Raw genomic sequence first — 14,266 nt, forward strand, 5'->3', positions numbered from 1 at the left:
ATGAGCCTGCTCTCCACCGCCGACTGGGCGGAAAGGATCTTCACCGGCGACTGGGAGCCTCCCGCCCGGCCCGGCACCATCGACATCACCGAGCCCGCGACCGGGCAGCACCTCGGCTCCGTCGGCCGGGCCACCGAGGCGGACGTCACCCCCGCGGCCCGCACGGCGGCCGCCGCGGGGCGCGCGTGGGCCGCGGCGCCCTTCCCCGAGCGGGCCGCGGCCCTGCGGCGCGCGGCCGGCACCTTCCGGCGCCATGCCGACGAGATCGCCGACTGGATCGTGCGGGAGGCCGGATCGTCGCGGGCGAAGGCCGCCCTGGAGGTGGCGGTCGCCGCCGCCGAATGCGAGGAGGCCGCAGCCCTGCCCGCGGCGCCCACCGGTGAGCTGCTGCCCTCGACGCAGCCGCGGCTGAGCATGGCGCGCCGGATCCCGGTCGGGGTGGTCGGCGTGATCTCGCCGTTCAACTTCCCGCTGATCCTGTCCATCCGCTCCATCGCCCCGGCGCTGGCGCTCGGCAACGCCGTCCTCCTCAAGCCCGATCCGCGCACCCCGGTGTCCGGCGGAGTGGTCCTCGCCCGCGCCTTCGAGGAGGCCGGGCTGCCCGCGGGGCTGCTGCAGTGCCTGCCCGGCGGGGCGGATGTCGGCGCCGCGATCGTCCGCGACCCGGCGGTACGGGTCGTGTCGTTCACCGGCTCCACCGCCGCGGGCCGCGCGGTCGGGGCGCTGGCCTCGAAGCATCTGACCCGGGCCCATCTGGAGCTGGGCGGCAACAGCGCCCTGATCGTGCTGGACGACGCCGACATCGAGGCCGCCGCGTCCTGCGGGGCCTGGGGGAACTTCCTCCACCAGGGGCAGATCTGCATGGCCGTCGGCCGCCATCTGGTCCATGAGTCGCGGTACGAGGAGTACGTCGGCCGGCTCGCCAAGAAGGCCGAGCAGCTCACCGTCGGCGACCCCTTCCGCGAGCCGGTCGCCCTCGGCCCGCTCATCGACGACCGGCAGCTCGGCCATGTCGTGGACATCGTCGAGCGCAGCGTGGCCGCGGGCGCCCGGCTGGTCACCGGCGGCACCCACCGGGGCCGGTTCCACCGGCCCACGGTGCTGGCCGACTGCGGCCCGTCCGTCCCGGCCTGGGACGAGGAGGTGTTCGGCCCGGTCGCCTGCGTACGCCCGTACCGTGACGACGACGAGGCCGTGGAGCTGGCCGCCGACTCCCCGTACGGCCTGAGCCTGGGCATCCTCACCGCCGACACGGCACGCGGGCTCGCGCTGGCCGAACGGATTCCCAGCGGAATGGTCCACATCAACGACCAGACGGTCAACGACGATCCGAACGCGCCCTTCGGCGGTCTGGCAGCGTCCGGATTCGGCCGGGTGGGCGGCGCCCGGGCCAATCTCGACGCCTTCACCGAGACCCAGTGGCTGACCCTGCGCGGCGACACCGCCCGCTACCCGTTCTGAGCCGTTCCTGGCCGTTCCAAGCCGTTCCTGGCCGTTCGTAGCCGTTCCTGGCCGTTCGTAGCCGTTCCCAGCCGTTCCCAGCCACGGAGTTCCCCGATGACCGAAACCCTCGCCGCCGTGGTGAACAAGCCCGGCGCCCCCTTCTCCCTGGAGAGGATCACCCTGGACGAGCCGCGGCCGGACGAGATCCTGGTCAGGCTGACGGCCGCCGGGGTCTGCCACACCGATCTGACCGTGCGCGACGGCCATCTGCCCTTCCCGCTCCCCGGCGTCCTCGGCCACGAGGGCGCGGGCGTGGTGGAGCGGGTCGGGTCATGGGTCGGCCGGGTGCGGCCCGGCGACCATGTCGTCCTGACCTTCACCTCGTGCGGTACGTGCGGCACCTGCCGCGGCGGCCATCCCGCCTACTGCGCCTCCTGGCTCCCGCTCAACCTCCTCGGGGGCACCCGCGGCGACGGCACCGCGACCCTGCGGCGCGACTGCGGTGCGGGGTGCGGGGGGCTCGGGGGCCACTTCTTCGGCCAGTCGTCCTTCGCGACGCACGCGCTGGTGGACGAGCGCAGCGTGGTCCGGGTCCCGGCGGACGTACCGCTGACCACCCTCGCCCCCTTCGGCTGCGGCATCCAGACCGGGGTCGGCGCCGTCCTGTACGTGCTGCGGCCCCGGCCCGGCAGCACGATCGCCGTCTTCGGCGCCGGCGCGGTCGGGCTCGCCGCCCTGATGGCCGCCGTGCTCGGCCCGGTGCGGCAGGTGATCGCCGTCGACCGGCTCGCCCCACGGCTGGCGCTGGCCCGGAAGCTGGGCGCCACGGCCGTGGTAGACGCCGCCGAGGAGGACACCGCGGCCGCCCTCGTCGAGCTGACGGACGGCCTCGGCGTCGACTGCGCCCTGGAGACGACGGGCAACCCCGGCGTCCTCCGCACCGCCATCGACGCCCTCGCGCCCCGGGGCGAGGTCGCGGTCATCGGGGCACCCCCCATGGGCACCGAGGCCGCGATCGACGTCAATGGCCTGCTTCCGGGCCGCCGCATCACCGGCGTCACGCTCGGCGACAGCGAACCGGAACAGCTGATCCCGCTGATGGTCGGCCTCCACCGACAGGGGCGCCTGCCCGTGGAGCAGCTGATCAGGACCTATCCGTTCGCCCGGATCGAGGAGGCGGCGGCGGACATGACGGCGGGCACCACGATCAAGCCGGTGCTGACCTTCGACTGACGGCCGAGCGATCTATTCCGCCAGACCGGCCAGGTCGCGGATGCGGCGGGCCTGGGCGGCGCGCTCGGCGGCGCGCTGCTCGTCGTACGTACGGTCCGCCGCGCCCCGCAGCAGCGCCTTGGTCTCGACCACCGCGTCGCGAGGGGCGGCGAGCAGGGCCGCGGCCAGGTCCTGGACCGCGCCGTCCAGCTCGGCGGCGGGCACCACGAGGTTGGCGAGGCCGGTGCGCTCGGCCTCGTCCGCGTGGACGAAGCGCCCGGTCGCGCAGATCTCCAGCGCCCGGGCGTACCCCACAAGGCCGACCAGCGGATGGGTGCCGGTCAGGTCGGGCACCAGCCCGAGGCCGGTCTCGCGCATCGCGAACTGCGCGTCCTGCGCGCACACTCGCAGGTCACAGGCGAGGGCGAGCTGGAAGCCGGCCCCGATCGCATGGCCCTGCACCGCGGCGACGGTCACGATGTCGTTGCGCCGCCACCACGTGAACGCGTCCTGGTAGGCGGCGATGATCGCGTCCAGCTCGGCGTCCGGGCGGCGGGCCATCTCCGGGAAGGACGGCTCACCCTCGAACCCCTCGGCGGTGAACGCCTGCCGGTCGAGCCCCGCGGAGAAGGACATGCCCTCGGCACGCAGCACCACGACCCGCACGCTGCCGGGCAGCAGCGACCCCGCCTCGGCCAGCGCCCGCCACAACGCGGGCGACTGGGCGTTGCGCTTGGCCGGGTTGGTCAGGGTCACCGTGGCGATCGCGTCATCGACGGTGAGCGATACGCCGTCCTTGTCGAGCAGGGTCACAGGAAGCCTCCGGTCGGCCGCAGTCAGTACAAGTGACTGCACAGTAACCACCCGGTCGAACGGACGATCAACCGGGTGGCACTGCCCGCACCTGCTGCCGGTGACGAACCGCTGACGCGAGACGCGCTGTCAGGCCGATGCGGCCTTCTTGCCTCGCGTCGCGCCACCGCGACCACGTAGGGAAACTCCTGATTCGCTGAGCATCCGGTGGACGAATCCGTAGGAACGGCCGGTCTCCTCGGCCAGCGCCCGGATGCTCGCACCGGAGTCGTACTTCTTCTTCAGGTCTGCCGCGAGCTTTTCGCGCGCGGCGCCGGTCACCCGGCTGCCCTTCTTCAGAGTCTCGGCCACCCGTGCCTCCTCATGGGAAGTGCGCTCTGGACTCTCATGATCACCCCTAGGCGGCTTCCTGGCCACCCATTCGGCAAGACCTATGGAGGAAGGATTCCGAGAAATGGCGCCGTACGAGCCTTCGGAATTCAGGATTCCGGCGACTTCCGCCCTGCCAGTCCTTCTTGATCATCTAGAAAAGGGCAGGTCAGGGCCTATATGTCAGAGGATGGCCGGAGAGTGACCGGCGCGCGGCACGTGCCGTGCGCCGGTCGTGGGCGGCGCGCCGCGATACGAGCGGTTCTCACTCAGATGATGGATCACGCCTAGGCCGAATGATCTACGGGAAGTGGATCAGACGGGAGGAATCGGGCCAGACGCCCCGAGGCAGGCCGACGGAGGCCCCGGACCCGGGTTGGCCGGGGCCGGGGCAGCTGAGGGCAGGTCGGCGGAGGCCGGGCCGGCCGGGGTCAGGCCAGCGCGACCAGGTCCGCGTAGTCCTCGCCCCAGAGGTCCTCGACCCCGTCCGGCAGCAGAATGATCCGCTCCGGCTGGAGGGCGTCCACCGCGCCCTCGTCGTGGGTCACCAGCACCACCGCGCCGGTGAAGGTGCGCAGCGCGCCGAGGATCTCCTCGCGGCTGGCCGGGTCGAGGTTGTTGGTGGGCTCGTCCAGCAGCAGGACGTTGGCCGAGGAGACGACCAGGGTGGCCAGCGCGAGCCGGGTCTTCTCGCCGCCGGACAGGACCCCGGCGGGCTTGTCGACGTCGTCGCCGGAGAACAGGAACGAGCCGAGCGTCTTGCGGATGTCGACCAGGTCGAGGTCGGGGGCGGCCGAGCGCATGTTCTCCAGGACGGTGCGGTCCGGGTCGAGCGTCTCGTGCTCCTGCGCGTAGTAGCCGAGCTTCAGCCCGTGGCCGGGCACCACCTGCCCGGTGTCCGGCTTCTCGACCCCGGCCAGCAGCCGCAGCAGGGTGGTCTTGCCCGCGCCGTTGAGGCCCAGGATGACGACCCGGGAGCCCTTGTCGACGGCGAGGCTGACGTCGGTGAAGATCTCCAGGGAGCCGTACGACTTCGACAGGTCCTCGGCGGTCAGCGGGGTCTTGCCGCACGGGGCCGGGTCCGGGAAGCGCAGCTTGGCGACCTTGTCGGACTGCCGCACCTCCTCCAGGCCGGACAGCAGCTTCTCGGCGCGGCGGGCCATGTTCTGCGCGGCGACCGTCTTGGTGGCCTTGGCCCGCATCTTGTCGGCCTGCGAGTTGAGGGCCGCGGCCTTCTTCTCGGCGTTGGCGCGCTCGCGCTTGCGGCGCTTCTCGTCGGCCTCGCGCTGGGCCTGGTAGAGCTTCCAGCCCATGTTGTAGATGTCGATCTGCGAGCGGTTGGCGTCCAGGTAGAAGACCTTGTTGACGACCGTCTCCACGAGGTCGACGTCGTGGGAGATGACGATGAAGCCGCCGCTGTAGGTCTTCAGGTAGTCCCGCAGCCAGATGATGGAGTCGGCGTCGAGGTGGTTCGTCGGCTCGTCCAGCAGCAGGATGTCGGAGTCCGAGAACAGGATCCGGGCCAGCTCGACGCGGCGCCGCTGACCGCCGGAGAGGGTGTGCAGCGGCTGGCCGAGCACCCGGTCCGGCAGGCCCAGGCTGGCCGCGATGGTCGCGGCCTCCGCCTCGGCCGCGTAACCGCCCTTGGTCAGGAACTCCGTCTCCAGGCGCTCGTACTTCTTCATCGCGCGCTCGCGGGTGGCGCCCTTGCCATTGGCCATGCGGTCCTCGTTCTCGCGCATCCTGCGCAGCACGGAGTCGAGGTCGCGGGCGGAGAGGATGCGGTCGCGCGCGAGGACGTCGAGGTCGCCGGTGCGCGGGTCCTGCGGCAGATAGCCGACCTGGCCGGAGCGGGTGATGGTGCCGCCGGCCGGGATGCCCTCGCCGGCCAGGCACTTGGTGAGCGTGGTCTTCCCCGCGCCGTTGCGGCCGACGAGACCGATGCGGTCGCCCTTGGCGATACGGAAGGAGGCGGACTCGATCAGAACACGGGCGCCGGCACGCAGCTCGACGCCGGATGCGGTGATCACGGGAATTACTCCTGGGCAGATTGGACGGCGGACGGGACGGACCAGCGGGCGGGGCCGACGCCGTCTAATGCACGAGGAGAATTGCCATGCGGCTAGTTTAGCGGGGCGGGCAACCGGATTTTCCCCTGGGGTCCGGGGCCTCCCCCCGCCTCCGCCGCCTCCCGCGGGCCCCCTCAGACGCCGCCCGTGTGGACCTGGAAGGCCGCCCGGCGCACCGCCTTGGCGAGGGCCGGGTCGGGGTGGGCGGCGGCCAGCGCCACCAGCACCTGCACCGTACGGGGGTGGCCGACGGCCCGTACCTCCTGCAGCAGCGCGGGCACGGTGCCCTGCACCGCGGACTCCAGGTGGCGCACCAGCAGCGGGCTCTCGCCGTGGTCGGAGATGGCCGCGGCGGTGTCCACCCACAGCCAGGTGGCCTCCTCGCGGGTGAGCACGTCCAGCGCGTCCTCGGGGTCGGCGCCCTCGTGCTCGGCGAGCCACAGCAGCGCGTACGGCCGCAGGCACGATTCGTCCACGACGGCCCGCACCGCGGGTTCGGCGGGCGCCCCGGCGACCCGCAGCGCCTCGAACGCGAGCCCGCGCAGCAGCGCGTCGTCGCCGCGCGCGGCGTCCAGCAGCTCGGTGATGGCGCTGCCGACCGGGCGCGCGGCGAGCCAGGCCCGGTACTCGGCGCGGGCGGGGCCGGGGGTGAGGCCGGCGCAGCCGCGCAGCATGTCGGCGGCGGGGTGCTCGATGTTCCCGGCGGGGCTCTGGGCGGCGACGCAGATCTGCTCCAGCTTGACCCACACCGCCCAGTTGCCGAGCGCGGTGAGGACGGCGTCGCCTTCGAGGACGGTGAGCGCACCGACCGAGGCGAGCGCGTCCAGGGCCCAGCCGAGCAGGCCCTCCAGCTCGTCGTCGCCCTCGGTACCGTCCGGCCGCTCTCCGTGACCGGCCGGGTCCGGGGTGGGGGTCGGGTCGCCGTCACCGGGCGCGGCCACCCCGTACGGCACCTCGCAGCGCTCGGTGCGCAGCTCCGCGACCCGCTTGTGCAGCATGTCCAGCAGCGTGGAGATCTGCACCGGGCCCGCGGACAGCTGGAGCAGCGGGAGCAGCTGCGGTACGGCCTCGACCACCTCGGCGACGGCCGCGGGCTCGGCGGTCTCCGGCGCGGGGCTGGCCAGCGACCAGGCGTCGAGCAGCGCGACCCAGCCGCGCAGCACCGCGCTGTCGTCGCGGTCCCACGCCTGGAGCCGCCAGCCGGGGCGGGCGGTGCCGCCGTGCAGATCGACGAGCCCGACGAGCCGGGCGCGGTCCCAGTCGGTCCGCACCTCCTCGGGGCTGCGGCCCAGCGCGGCGGCGGCACGGGCGGCGGCCTCGTCGGAGAGGGTCCCGAGCGAGTCGTCCTCGGCGGCGGCCCAGTGCGCCACCTCCACGGCCCCGGCAAGCCCCGCACGGGCCTGCCGGGCCAATTCCGGCCGGGGCGGTGTGCCCTCGGGCGGGCGTGGCGCCGGCCGGGAGCGGTTCGGCGCGGGCCGGGTGGCGGTGGCCATCGGCCGTTGGCGGACGAGTCGGAGCCGGGAGTCGCGCGGAGTACGGGACGTCACAGAAGCAGTCTCGCCGTTGATGGCCCGAAAGCCCAATCGGCACCCGTCCGGCGGTCGCCGCGGCCGGATTCCGATGGGTAACCGGAGCCGCCGGACGCCCTGCCGGATGCCCTAGATGAGGGGCGTGAGGAAGCGCCGCAGCGCCTCCTCGTACCCGCGTGGGTCGGCGTTCCACATGGCGGCGTGCGGGGCGTGCCGGACCGGGTGAAGGGTGACCAGCTCGGGCCGGGCGGCGGCGAGTTCACGGGAGGCGTCCCAGGGCGCGAGGGTGTCGCCGGGGCCGTGCACGATGAGCGTGGGCACCGGCAGGCTCTCGGGGTCGGCAGCCTCCGCGAGCTTGCCGTCATGGAGCCCGGTGCGCCCCTCCGCCGCCCGTACGGCGAGCGGGAGCAGGGCGGCGGGGGTGCGGCGCGCGGCGGCGAGGGCGCGCAGGGTGGCCCGCCAGTCGAGCACCGGGGAGTCCAGGACGATGCCGCTGAGCCGGTGCCGCAGTGCGGAGTTGGCGGCCGCGTGCAGGGCCATGGAGGCACCGGTGGACCAGCCGTGCAGGACGACGCTCTCCGCCCCGTAGCGGACCGCGTAGCGGATGGCGGCGTCGAGATCGCGCCACTCCGTGTCGCCGAGGTGGCCGATGCCGTCGGGCGGGCGCGGGGCGCCGGGGTCGCCGCGGTACGCGAGGTCGAGCACCGGGATCCGCAGCCGGTGCAGCAGCGGCATGACGACCATGGGGTGTTCCCGGGTGGTGCCGAGGCCATGGGTGGTGATCACCCAGGTGGTGCGCTCGCCGGGCAGGAACCAGGCGGGCAGCGGCCCGAGTTCCCCGGGGATGTCGACATCGGCGTGTTCGATGCCGAGGGCGTCCCCCGGGTTGCCGATGTGCACCTGGGGGGTGAGCCGCACCCGGGTGCCCGCGTCGAGGGTGCCGTGCGTCACCCGCTCCAGGCGGCGTACGACGCAGTCGGCGGGGTGCGCGACGTGCTCGTCCACCGGGCCGACGACGGCATGGCAGTTCCGGCCGACGAGGCCGTACGTACCGGGGCGCAGCGAGGCGAGCGAACGGGTGAGGGTGATCCGCCCGCCACCCCTGTCGCCCGTGGCATCCGTGGCGTCCACGGCGTGGACGGTGAGGGGCGGCTCGTTCGGCAGCGGCCGGTCGGGCGCCGGTTTGAGCGCAGCGTCAGTGATGTACCGGCCCGCCGCCACCGCGGCCGCGCCGACACCGAGCAGAGTGGTGGCGGCCGCCACCGCCGTTGTCCGCACACGCATCCCTCCCAGTGTCGGCGGGTACCCACGCGGCGGCCAGCGGAACTGGTTACTTTGGCTGGCCGTAGCCGCCGAGCTTGGCCGCGGCGCGGTCCAGCTCGGCGGGCGGGAGGAGGGTGGGGGTGCGGCCGGGGACGGCGGCCGCGGCCAGCCAGACCTGGCACATCCATTCGAGCTGGGCGGTGCGGTCGTACGCCTGGTCCAGCGTCGCGCCGTATACGACGGTGCCGTGGTTGCGCAGCAGACAGCCGGAGCGGTCGCGCAGCGCGTGCAGCATGTTTTCGGCCAATTCGTCGGTGCCGTACAGCGCGTAGTCGGCGACCCGGACCGGCCCGCCGAGGGCGGCGGTCATGTAGTGGATCGCGGGGAGTTCGTCCACCAGCGTGGAGACGGCGGTGGCGTGAACGGCATGGGTGTGGACGATGGCCGCGGCGTCTTCCGTGTGACGGTAGACGGCAAGGTGCATGGGCAGCTCGCTGGTCGGCGCGAGCGTGCCCAGCACCTGCCGGCCGTCGAGGTCGACGCCGACCGCGTCGCGCGGGCCGAGCCGGTCGTACGGGACGCCGCTCGGGGTCACCAGGACGGTGTCGCCGACCCGGGCCGACACATTGCCCGAGGTGCCGACGACGAGCCCGTCGGCGGTGGTTCTGCGGGCCGTCCGCACCACATGCGTCCAGGCCTGCCGCAGGGGCTGGGTCAGCCTCGGCTGCGGCCGTCGCGCCGCTCGCGGCTCCGTCACGGGCCCTCACCTCCGGGCGACGATCCTTCCATACGGGCGCCGGCGCGAGCCGGGTACTTCAGTCGGCTACTTCAGGTGGATGTACGGCCGTCAAATCGCCCATGACGAAAGGGAGTACGGTCGAAAACCAGCCGTTCTCCCACCCGCGCCCCCGCGTCACCGTGACGCCCGCCTCAGTTCATCTCCCGTTCACCCAGTTTCCTTACGTTCACCGTGGCAATGACCGCCCTCCGAACTGATTGACCGGGTGTATGGAACACATCACGCTTCTCATCGGGATCGTGATCGTCACGGCCTTGGTGTTCGACTTCACGAACGGCTTCCACGACACGGCCAACGCGATGGCCACCACGATCTCCACCGGAGCACTCGGTCCCCGGGTCGCGGTGGCGATGTCGGCCGTCCTCAACCTCGTCGGCGCCTTCCTCTCCGTGGAGGTCGCCAAGACCATCTCCGGCGGAATCATCGACGAGGGCTCCGGCATCAAGCCCGAAGTGATCTTCGCAGGGCTGGTCGGCGCGATCCTCTGGAATCTGGTGACCTGGCTGGCCGGTCTCCCGTCCAGCTCCTCGCACGCCCTCTTCGGCGGCCTCATCGGCGCCACCGTCGTCTCCGTCGGCATGGACGGGGTCAACAGCGACGCGATCGTCATGAAGGTCCTCATCCCTGCCGTGGCCGCGCCGGTCGTGGCGGGCATCGCCACGGTGGCCGCCACCCGGCTCACCTACCGGCTGGCCCACAACCGGGCCGAGGCGGACACCGCGAAGGGCTACCGCGCCGGGCAGATCGCCTCGGCCGCCCTGGTCTCCCTGGCCCACGGCACCAACGACGCGCAGAAGACGATGGGCGTCATCACCCTCGCGCTGGTCACGGGCGGCGTCATCGCGCCCGACTCCGACCCGCCCATGTGGGTGATCGTCTCCGCCGGCCTCGCGATCGCCCTCGGCACCTACCTGGGCGGCTGGCGCATCATCCGCACCATGGGCAAGGGCATCACCGACATCCAGCCGCCGCAGGGCTTCGCCGCCCAGACCGGCGCCGCGACCGTCATCCTGGCCTCCTCCCACATCGGCTTCGCGCTGTCCACCACGCAGGTCTGCTCGGGCGCCGTCATGGGTGCGGGCGTCGGCCGCAAGGGCGGGGTGGTGCGCTGGTCGACCGCGGGCCGCATGGTCGCCGCCTGGGTGCTGACCCTCCCGGCCGCCGGTCTGGTGGCCGGCGGCGCGGCGCTGCTGGCCGGGCAGGGCAACGGGGGCATCGCCGCGGTCGCCGTCCTCGCGGTGCTGGGCTGCGGCGTCATCTGGGTGCTCTCGCGCCGCAAGCCGGTGGACGCGAGCAACGTCAACGCGCCGAGCGTGGAGCCCACCGAGCCGGTCGGCGTCGTCACCGCCGCCGTGCGGTCGGTGGCCCCGCCGCCCGCCGGAAAGGCCGCGTCGGCCGCCGACGGCTCCGACGCCTCGTCCGAGTCCGAATCCGCACCGACCCCCGCCACCGCGGGGACCGGTTCCACCAGCTGACAGGGAGCACACGCAATGCACATCGACTGGGCGGCCCTCGGCCAGGTCTTCGGCGTCAGCCTCGCGGTGACGGTCGGCGTCGTAGGGGTCTTCACCCTGGGCATCATCGGCACCTCCCGTACAGCTCAGCCGCAGCCCCAGGCCACCGCGGGCGGCGCGTCCCCGGTCGCACGCACCGGCGCGTACGCCTGTTTCGCGCTGTGCGCCGCGATGGTGGCGTACGGCATCTATCTGATCGTGGCCTGAAGCCGCGGAACGGCCGCGGGGCGGTGGGTGCCGATCGGCGCCCGCCGCCCCGCGGCCGTTCCCCTGCGTGGCCCGGCGGGGGCCTGTGGGCCTCGGCACACTCTGGCATCGCAGGTCAAATGCGAGTTGACGGCCATTCGCGCCCCATGGTGGACTTCCCGAGCCAAACGGCGGCAGGAGAGGAAGCCGGTGAGAATCCGGCGCGGTCCCGCCACTGTCACCGGGGAGCGCTCTCCCCCACCGCAAGGGGTCACGGCCGTCCGTACGCGAGGAAGGCTGGAAGACCGGGAGAGCCGCGGATCCGGGAGCCAGGAGACTCTCACCGCCGGTCACGTCGAGCCAGGGCGCGGACCCTGAGTGAGGACATACCGCCATGCCCGGCACTGCCACGCCGTCAGCTCCACCTGTCCGCATGCTCGGCGGCGGTCCCCGCCGCAGAGGCGTGACGGCGGTCTGAGGGATGCGTGCCGACCACGCCTCGTACGCGTGCGGCGCCGCTCTCGGCTTCCTCGGCGATCTCGCCACGGGCGATCCGCGCCGCGGTCATCCGGTGGCCGCGTTCGGGCGCGCCGCCGCGGCCGTCGAGCGGCGGCTGTGGCGCGACCACCGCGGTTCCGGGGCCCTGCACACCGCGCTGTGCGCGGGCGGCGCGGCCGCCGCTGCCGCGCTGCTGGCGCGTACCGTACGCACCGCCGCGAGGCCCCGCCGTACGGCCGACGCCGCGCTGACCGCCGCCGCCACCTGGGCCGTACTGGGCGGCACCTCGCTGGTACGGGAGGCCCGGGCCATCGGCGACGCGCTGGCCGCCGGGGACGTCGACGCCGCACGGGAGCGGCTGCCGCATCTGTGCGGACGCGATCCGCAGGCGCTGGACGAGCAGCAGATCGCGCGGGCGGTCGTCGAGTCGGTGGCCGAAAACACCTCGGACGCGGTGGTGGGCGCGCTGGTGTGGGGGGCTGTGGCCGGGGTGCCGGGGCTCGTCGGCTTCCGCGCCGTCAACACCCTGGACGCCATGGTGGGCCACAAGTCGGCCCGCTACCGCCGGTTCGGCTGGGCGGCGGCCCGGCTGGACGACGTCGCGGGCTGGCCCGGCGCCCGTCTCACCGCGGCCCTGGCCGCCCTCGCCGGGCCCGACCCGCGCGGCGCGTGGCGCGCCTGGCGCCGCGACGGCGGACGCCACCCGAGCCCCAACGCGGGCCCGGTGGAGGCGGCGTTCGCGGGCGCGCTGGGGGTCCGGCTGGGCGGGACGCTGGCGTACGGGGGCCGGGTCGAGCACCGCCCCGTGCTGAATCCGGGCGGCCGTCCCGTGGCGGTGGCCGACATTCCGCGGGCGATCCGCCTCTCGCGGCGGGTGTCCGCGCTCGCGCTGCTCACCACCGTCGTGGCTCGCTCCGGAGCCGATCAGGAACCCGATCAGGAAAAGGTGAACCGATGACCCTGGGGGGCGGACTGCTCATCGCGGGGACGACCTCGGACGCCGGTAAGAGCGTCGTCACGGCGGGCATATGCCGCTGGCTGGCGCGCAAAGGGCTCCGGGTCGCCCCGTTCAAGGCGCAGAACATGTCGCTCAACTCCTTCGTCACCCGGGACGGCGCCGAGATCGGGCGGGCGCAGGCCATGCAGGCCGCCGCCGCGCGCGTCGAACCGAGCGCCCTGATGAACCCGGTCCTGCTGAAGCCGGGCAGCGACCGCAGCAGCCAGGTGGTGCTGCTCGGCAAGCCGGTGGGCGAGATGAGCGCGCGTGGGTATTACGGGGGGTCTGGGCCCGAGGCGAAGCCGCTGTCGGGCACAGTGTCCCCCGAGGGAAAGCAGCACGCGCAGTGGCGCGAAGGGCTGCTGGAGACCGTCACCGACTGCCTGGGCGAGCTGCGGCGCACGCACGACGCGGTGATCTGCGAAGGCGCGGGCAGCCCGGCCGAGATCAATCTGCGCCGCACCGACATCGTCAACCTGGGTCTGGCCCGGGCCGCGGGGCTGCCGGTCGTCGTGGTCGGGGACATCGACCGCGGCGGCGTCTTCGCGTCCTTCTTCGGCACGACCGCGCTGCTGTCCCGCGAGGACCAGCGGCATGTCGCCGCCTATGTGGTGAACAAGTTCCGCGGCGATGTGAGCCTGCTGGAACCCGGCCTCGACATGCTGCGCGACCTCACCGGCCGACCGACCGTCGGCGTCCTGCCGTACGCGCACGGCCTCGGCATCGACGAGGAGGACGGGCTGCGCGTCTCGCTGCGCGGCGCGGTGCGCGAGAGCGTCGTCGCGCCGCCGCACGGCGCGGACGTGCTGCGGGTCGCGGTGGCCGCCGTACCGCTGATGTCCAACTTCACCGACGTGGACGCGCTGGCCGCCGAGCCGGGCGTGGTCGTGCGCTTCGTGGACCGCCCGGAGGAGCTGGCGGACGCCGATCTGGTGGTGCTGCCGGGCACCCGGGGCACCGTGAAGGCGCTGGAGTGGCTGCGCGAGCGCGGTCTCGCCGACGCGATTCGGCGGCGGGCCGCGGAGGGGCGGCCGGTGCTCGGCATCTGCGGCGGCTTCCAGGCGCTCGGGGAACGCATCGAGGACGAGGTCGAGTCGAAGGCCGGAACGGTCGCGGGCCTCGGGCTGCTGCCCGTACGGGTCCGCTTCGCCACGGACAAGACCCTGGCCCGGCCGGTGGGCGAGGCGCTGGGCGAGCGGGTGGAGGGCTACGAGATCCACCACGGCGTCGCCGAACTGCGCGACGGGGGCGACGAAGCCTTCCTGGACGGCTGCCGGGTGGGCCCGGTGTGGGGCACCCACTGGCACGGCTCGCTGGAGAGCGACGGCTTCCGCCGCGCCTTCCTGCGGCGGGTCGCGCAGGCGGCGGGCCGGGCGTTCGTGCCCGCGCCGGACACCCGCTTCGGGGAGCTGCGCGAGGAGCAACTGGACCGGCTGGGCGATCTGATCGAGGAGCACGCGGACACGGACGCGCTGCTGAGGCTCATCGAGGGCGGCGTACCGGACGGGCTGCCCTTCGTGCCGCCCGGGGCGCCGGGAGGAACGGTTTGAGCACGAGACGCGAGTCCGCACGCA

The 14,266-nt window shown here is 73.7% G+C and carries 12 protein-coding genes and 1 riboswitch; of the genes, 6 read left to right on the forward strand and 6 right to left on the reverse strand.

The annotated features are described in order from the left end of the window. Positions 1-1,461 (forward strand): aldehyde dehydrogenase family protein, encoded by a 1,461-nt coding sequence (locus ACH4SI_RS28215; RefSeq protein ID WP_398300392.1) that lies wholly within the window; start codon positions 1-3, stop codon positions 1,459-1,461. Between the two features lie 96 nt (positions 1,462-1,557). After that, the gene (locus ACH4SI_RS28220; protein ID WP_398300394.1) at positions 1,558-2,676 is read left to right on the forward strand and encodes an NAD(P)-dependent alcohol dehydrogenase; all 1,119 of its coding nucleotides are present in this window, start codon (positions 1,558-1,560) and stop codon (positions 2,674-2,676) included. Positions 2,677-2,688: 12 nt separating this feature from the next. Here ACH4SI_RS28220 and ACH4SI_RS28225 read toward each other — a convergent pair whose 3' ends face one another. The 6 genes from ACH4SI_RS28225 to ACH4SI_RS28250 form a co-directional block, all read right to left on the reverse strand. Continuing rightward, positions 2,689-3,468, reverse strand: coding sequence for an enoyl-CoA hydratase/isomerase family protein (locus ACH4SI_RS28225; protein ID WP_398300396.1), 780 nt, complete (start codon positions 3,466-3,468; stop codon positions 2,689-2,691). A 129-nt stretch (positions 3,469-3,597) separates the two neighbouring features. Further along, positions 3,598-3,819 carry a helix-turn-helix domain-containing protein gene (locus tag ACH4SI_RS28230; protein ID WP_009718933.1) on the reverse strand — a complete coding sequence of 74 codons (222 nt, stop codon included), beginning with the start codon at positions 3,817-3,819 and terminating at the stop codon, positions 3,598-3,600. Positions 3,820-4,268: 449 nt separating this feature from the next. After that, a complete protein-coding gene (locus ACH4SI_RS28235; RefSeq protein ID WP_398300399.1) occupies positions 4,269-5,867 on the reverse strand; it encodes an ABC-F family ATP-binding cassette domain-containing protein in 1,599 nt (532 codons plus the stop codon). A gap of 173 nt (positions 5,868-6,040) precedes the next feature. After that, a complete protein-coding gene (locus ACH4SI_RS28240; protein WP_398300401.1) occupies positions 6,041-7,453 on the reverse strand; it encodes a hypothetical protein in 1,413 nt (470 codons plus the stop codon). 111 nt (positions 7,454-7,564) lie between these two features. Further along, entirely contained in the window at positions 7,565-8,719 is a 1,155-nt protein-coding gene (locus tag ACH4SI_RS28245; protein WP_398300403.1) for an alpha/beta hydrolase, read from the reverse strand. Positions 8,720-8,765: 46 nt separating this feature from the next. Further along, positions 8,766-9,455, reverse strand: coding sequence for a class II aldolase/adducin family protein (locus ACH4SI_RS28250; RefSeq protein WP_398300405.1), 690 nt, complete (start codon positions 9,453-9,455; stop codon positions 8,766-8,768). Positions 9,456-9,706: 251 nt separating this feature from the next. Between ACH4SI_RS28250 and ACH4SI_RS28255 the strand changes: the two genes are divergently transcribed. The 4 genes from ACH4SI_RS28255 to ACH4SI_RS28270 all read left to right on the forward strand — a co-directional run bounded on the left by ACH4SI_RS28255 (position 9,707) and on the right by ACH4SI_RS28270 (position 14,242). Further along, positions 9,707-10,972 carry an anion permease gene (locus ACH4SI_RS28255; protein ID WP_398300407.1) on the forward strand — a complete coding sequence of 422 codons (1,266 nt, stop codon included), beginning with the start codon at positions 9,707-9,709 and terminating at the stop codon, positions 10,970-10,972. A 15-nt stretch (positions 10,973-10,987) separates the two neighbouring features. Next, positions 10,988-11,218 carry a hypothetical protein gene (locus ACH4SI_RS28260; RefSeq protein ID WP_398300409.1) on the forward strand — a complete coding sequence of 77 codons (231 nt, stop codon included), beginning with the start codon at positions 10,988-10,990 and terminating at the stop codon, positions 11,216-11,218. Positions 11,219-11,396: 178 nt separating this feature from the next. Beyond that, a riboswitch (cobalamin riboswitch) is annotated at positions 11,397-11,537 on the forward strand. A gap of 141 nt (positions 11,538-11,678) precedes the next feature. After that, complete coding sequence (locus ACH4SI_RS28265; RefSeq protein WP_398300411.1) at positions 11,679-12,653, forward strand: cobalamin biosynthesis protein; 975 nt, start codon at positions 11,679-11,681, stop codon at positions 12,651-12,653. Continuing rightward, complete coding sequence (locus ACH4SI_RS28270; protein ID WP_398300413.1) at positions 12,650-14,242, forward strand: cobyric acid synthase; 1,593 nt, start codon at positions 12,650-12,652, stop codon at positions 14,240-14,242. The genes ACH4SI_RS28265 and ACH4SI_RS28270 overlap by 4 nt, the downstream gene beginning before the upstream one ends. Positions 14,243-14,266 lie beyond the last annotated feature (24 nt).

This window comes from Streptomyces sp. NPDC021212 (assembly GCF_044332925.1).
Classification (GTDB): domain Bacteria; phylum Actinomycetota; class Actinomycetes; order Streptomycetales; family Streptomycetaceae; genus Streptomyces.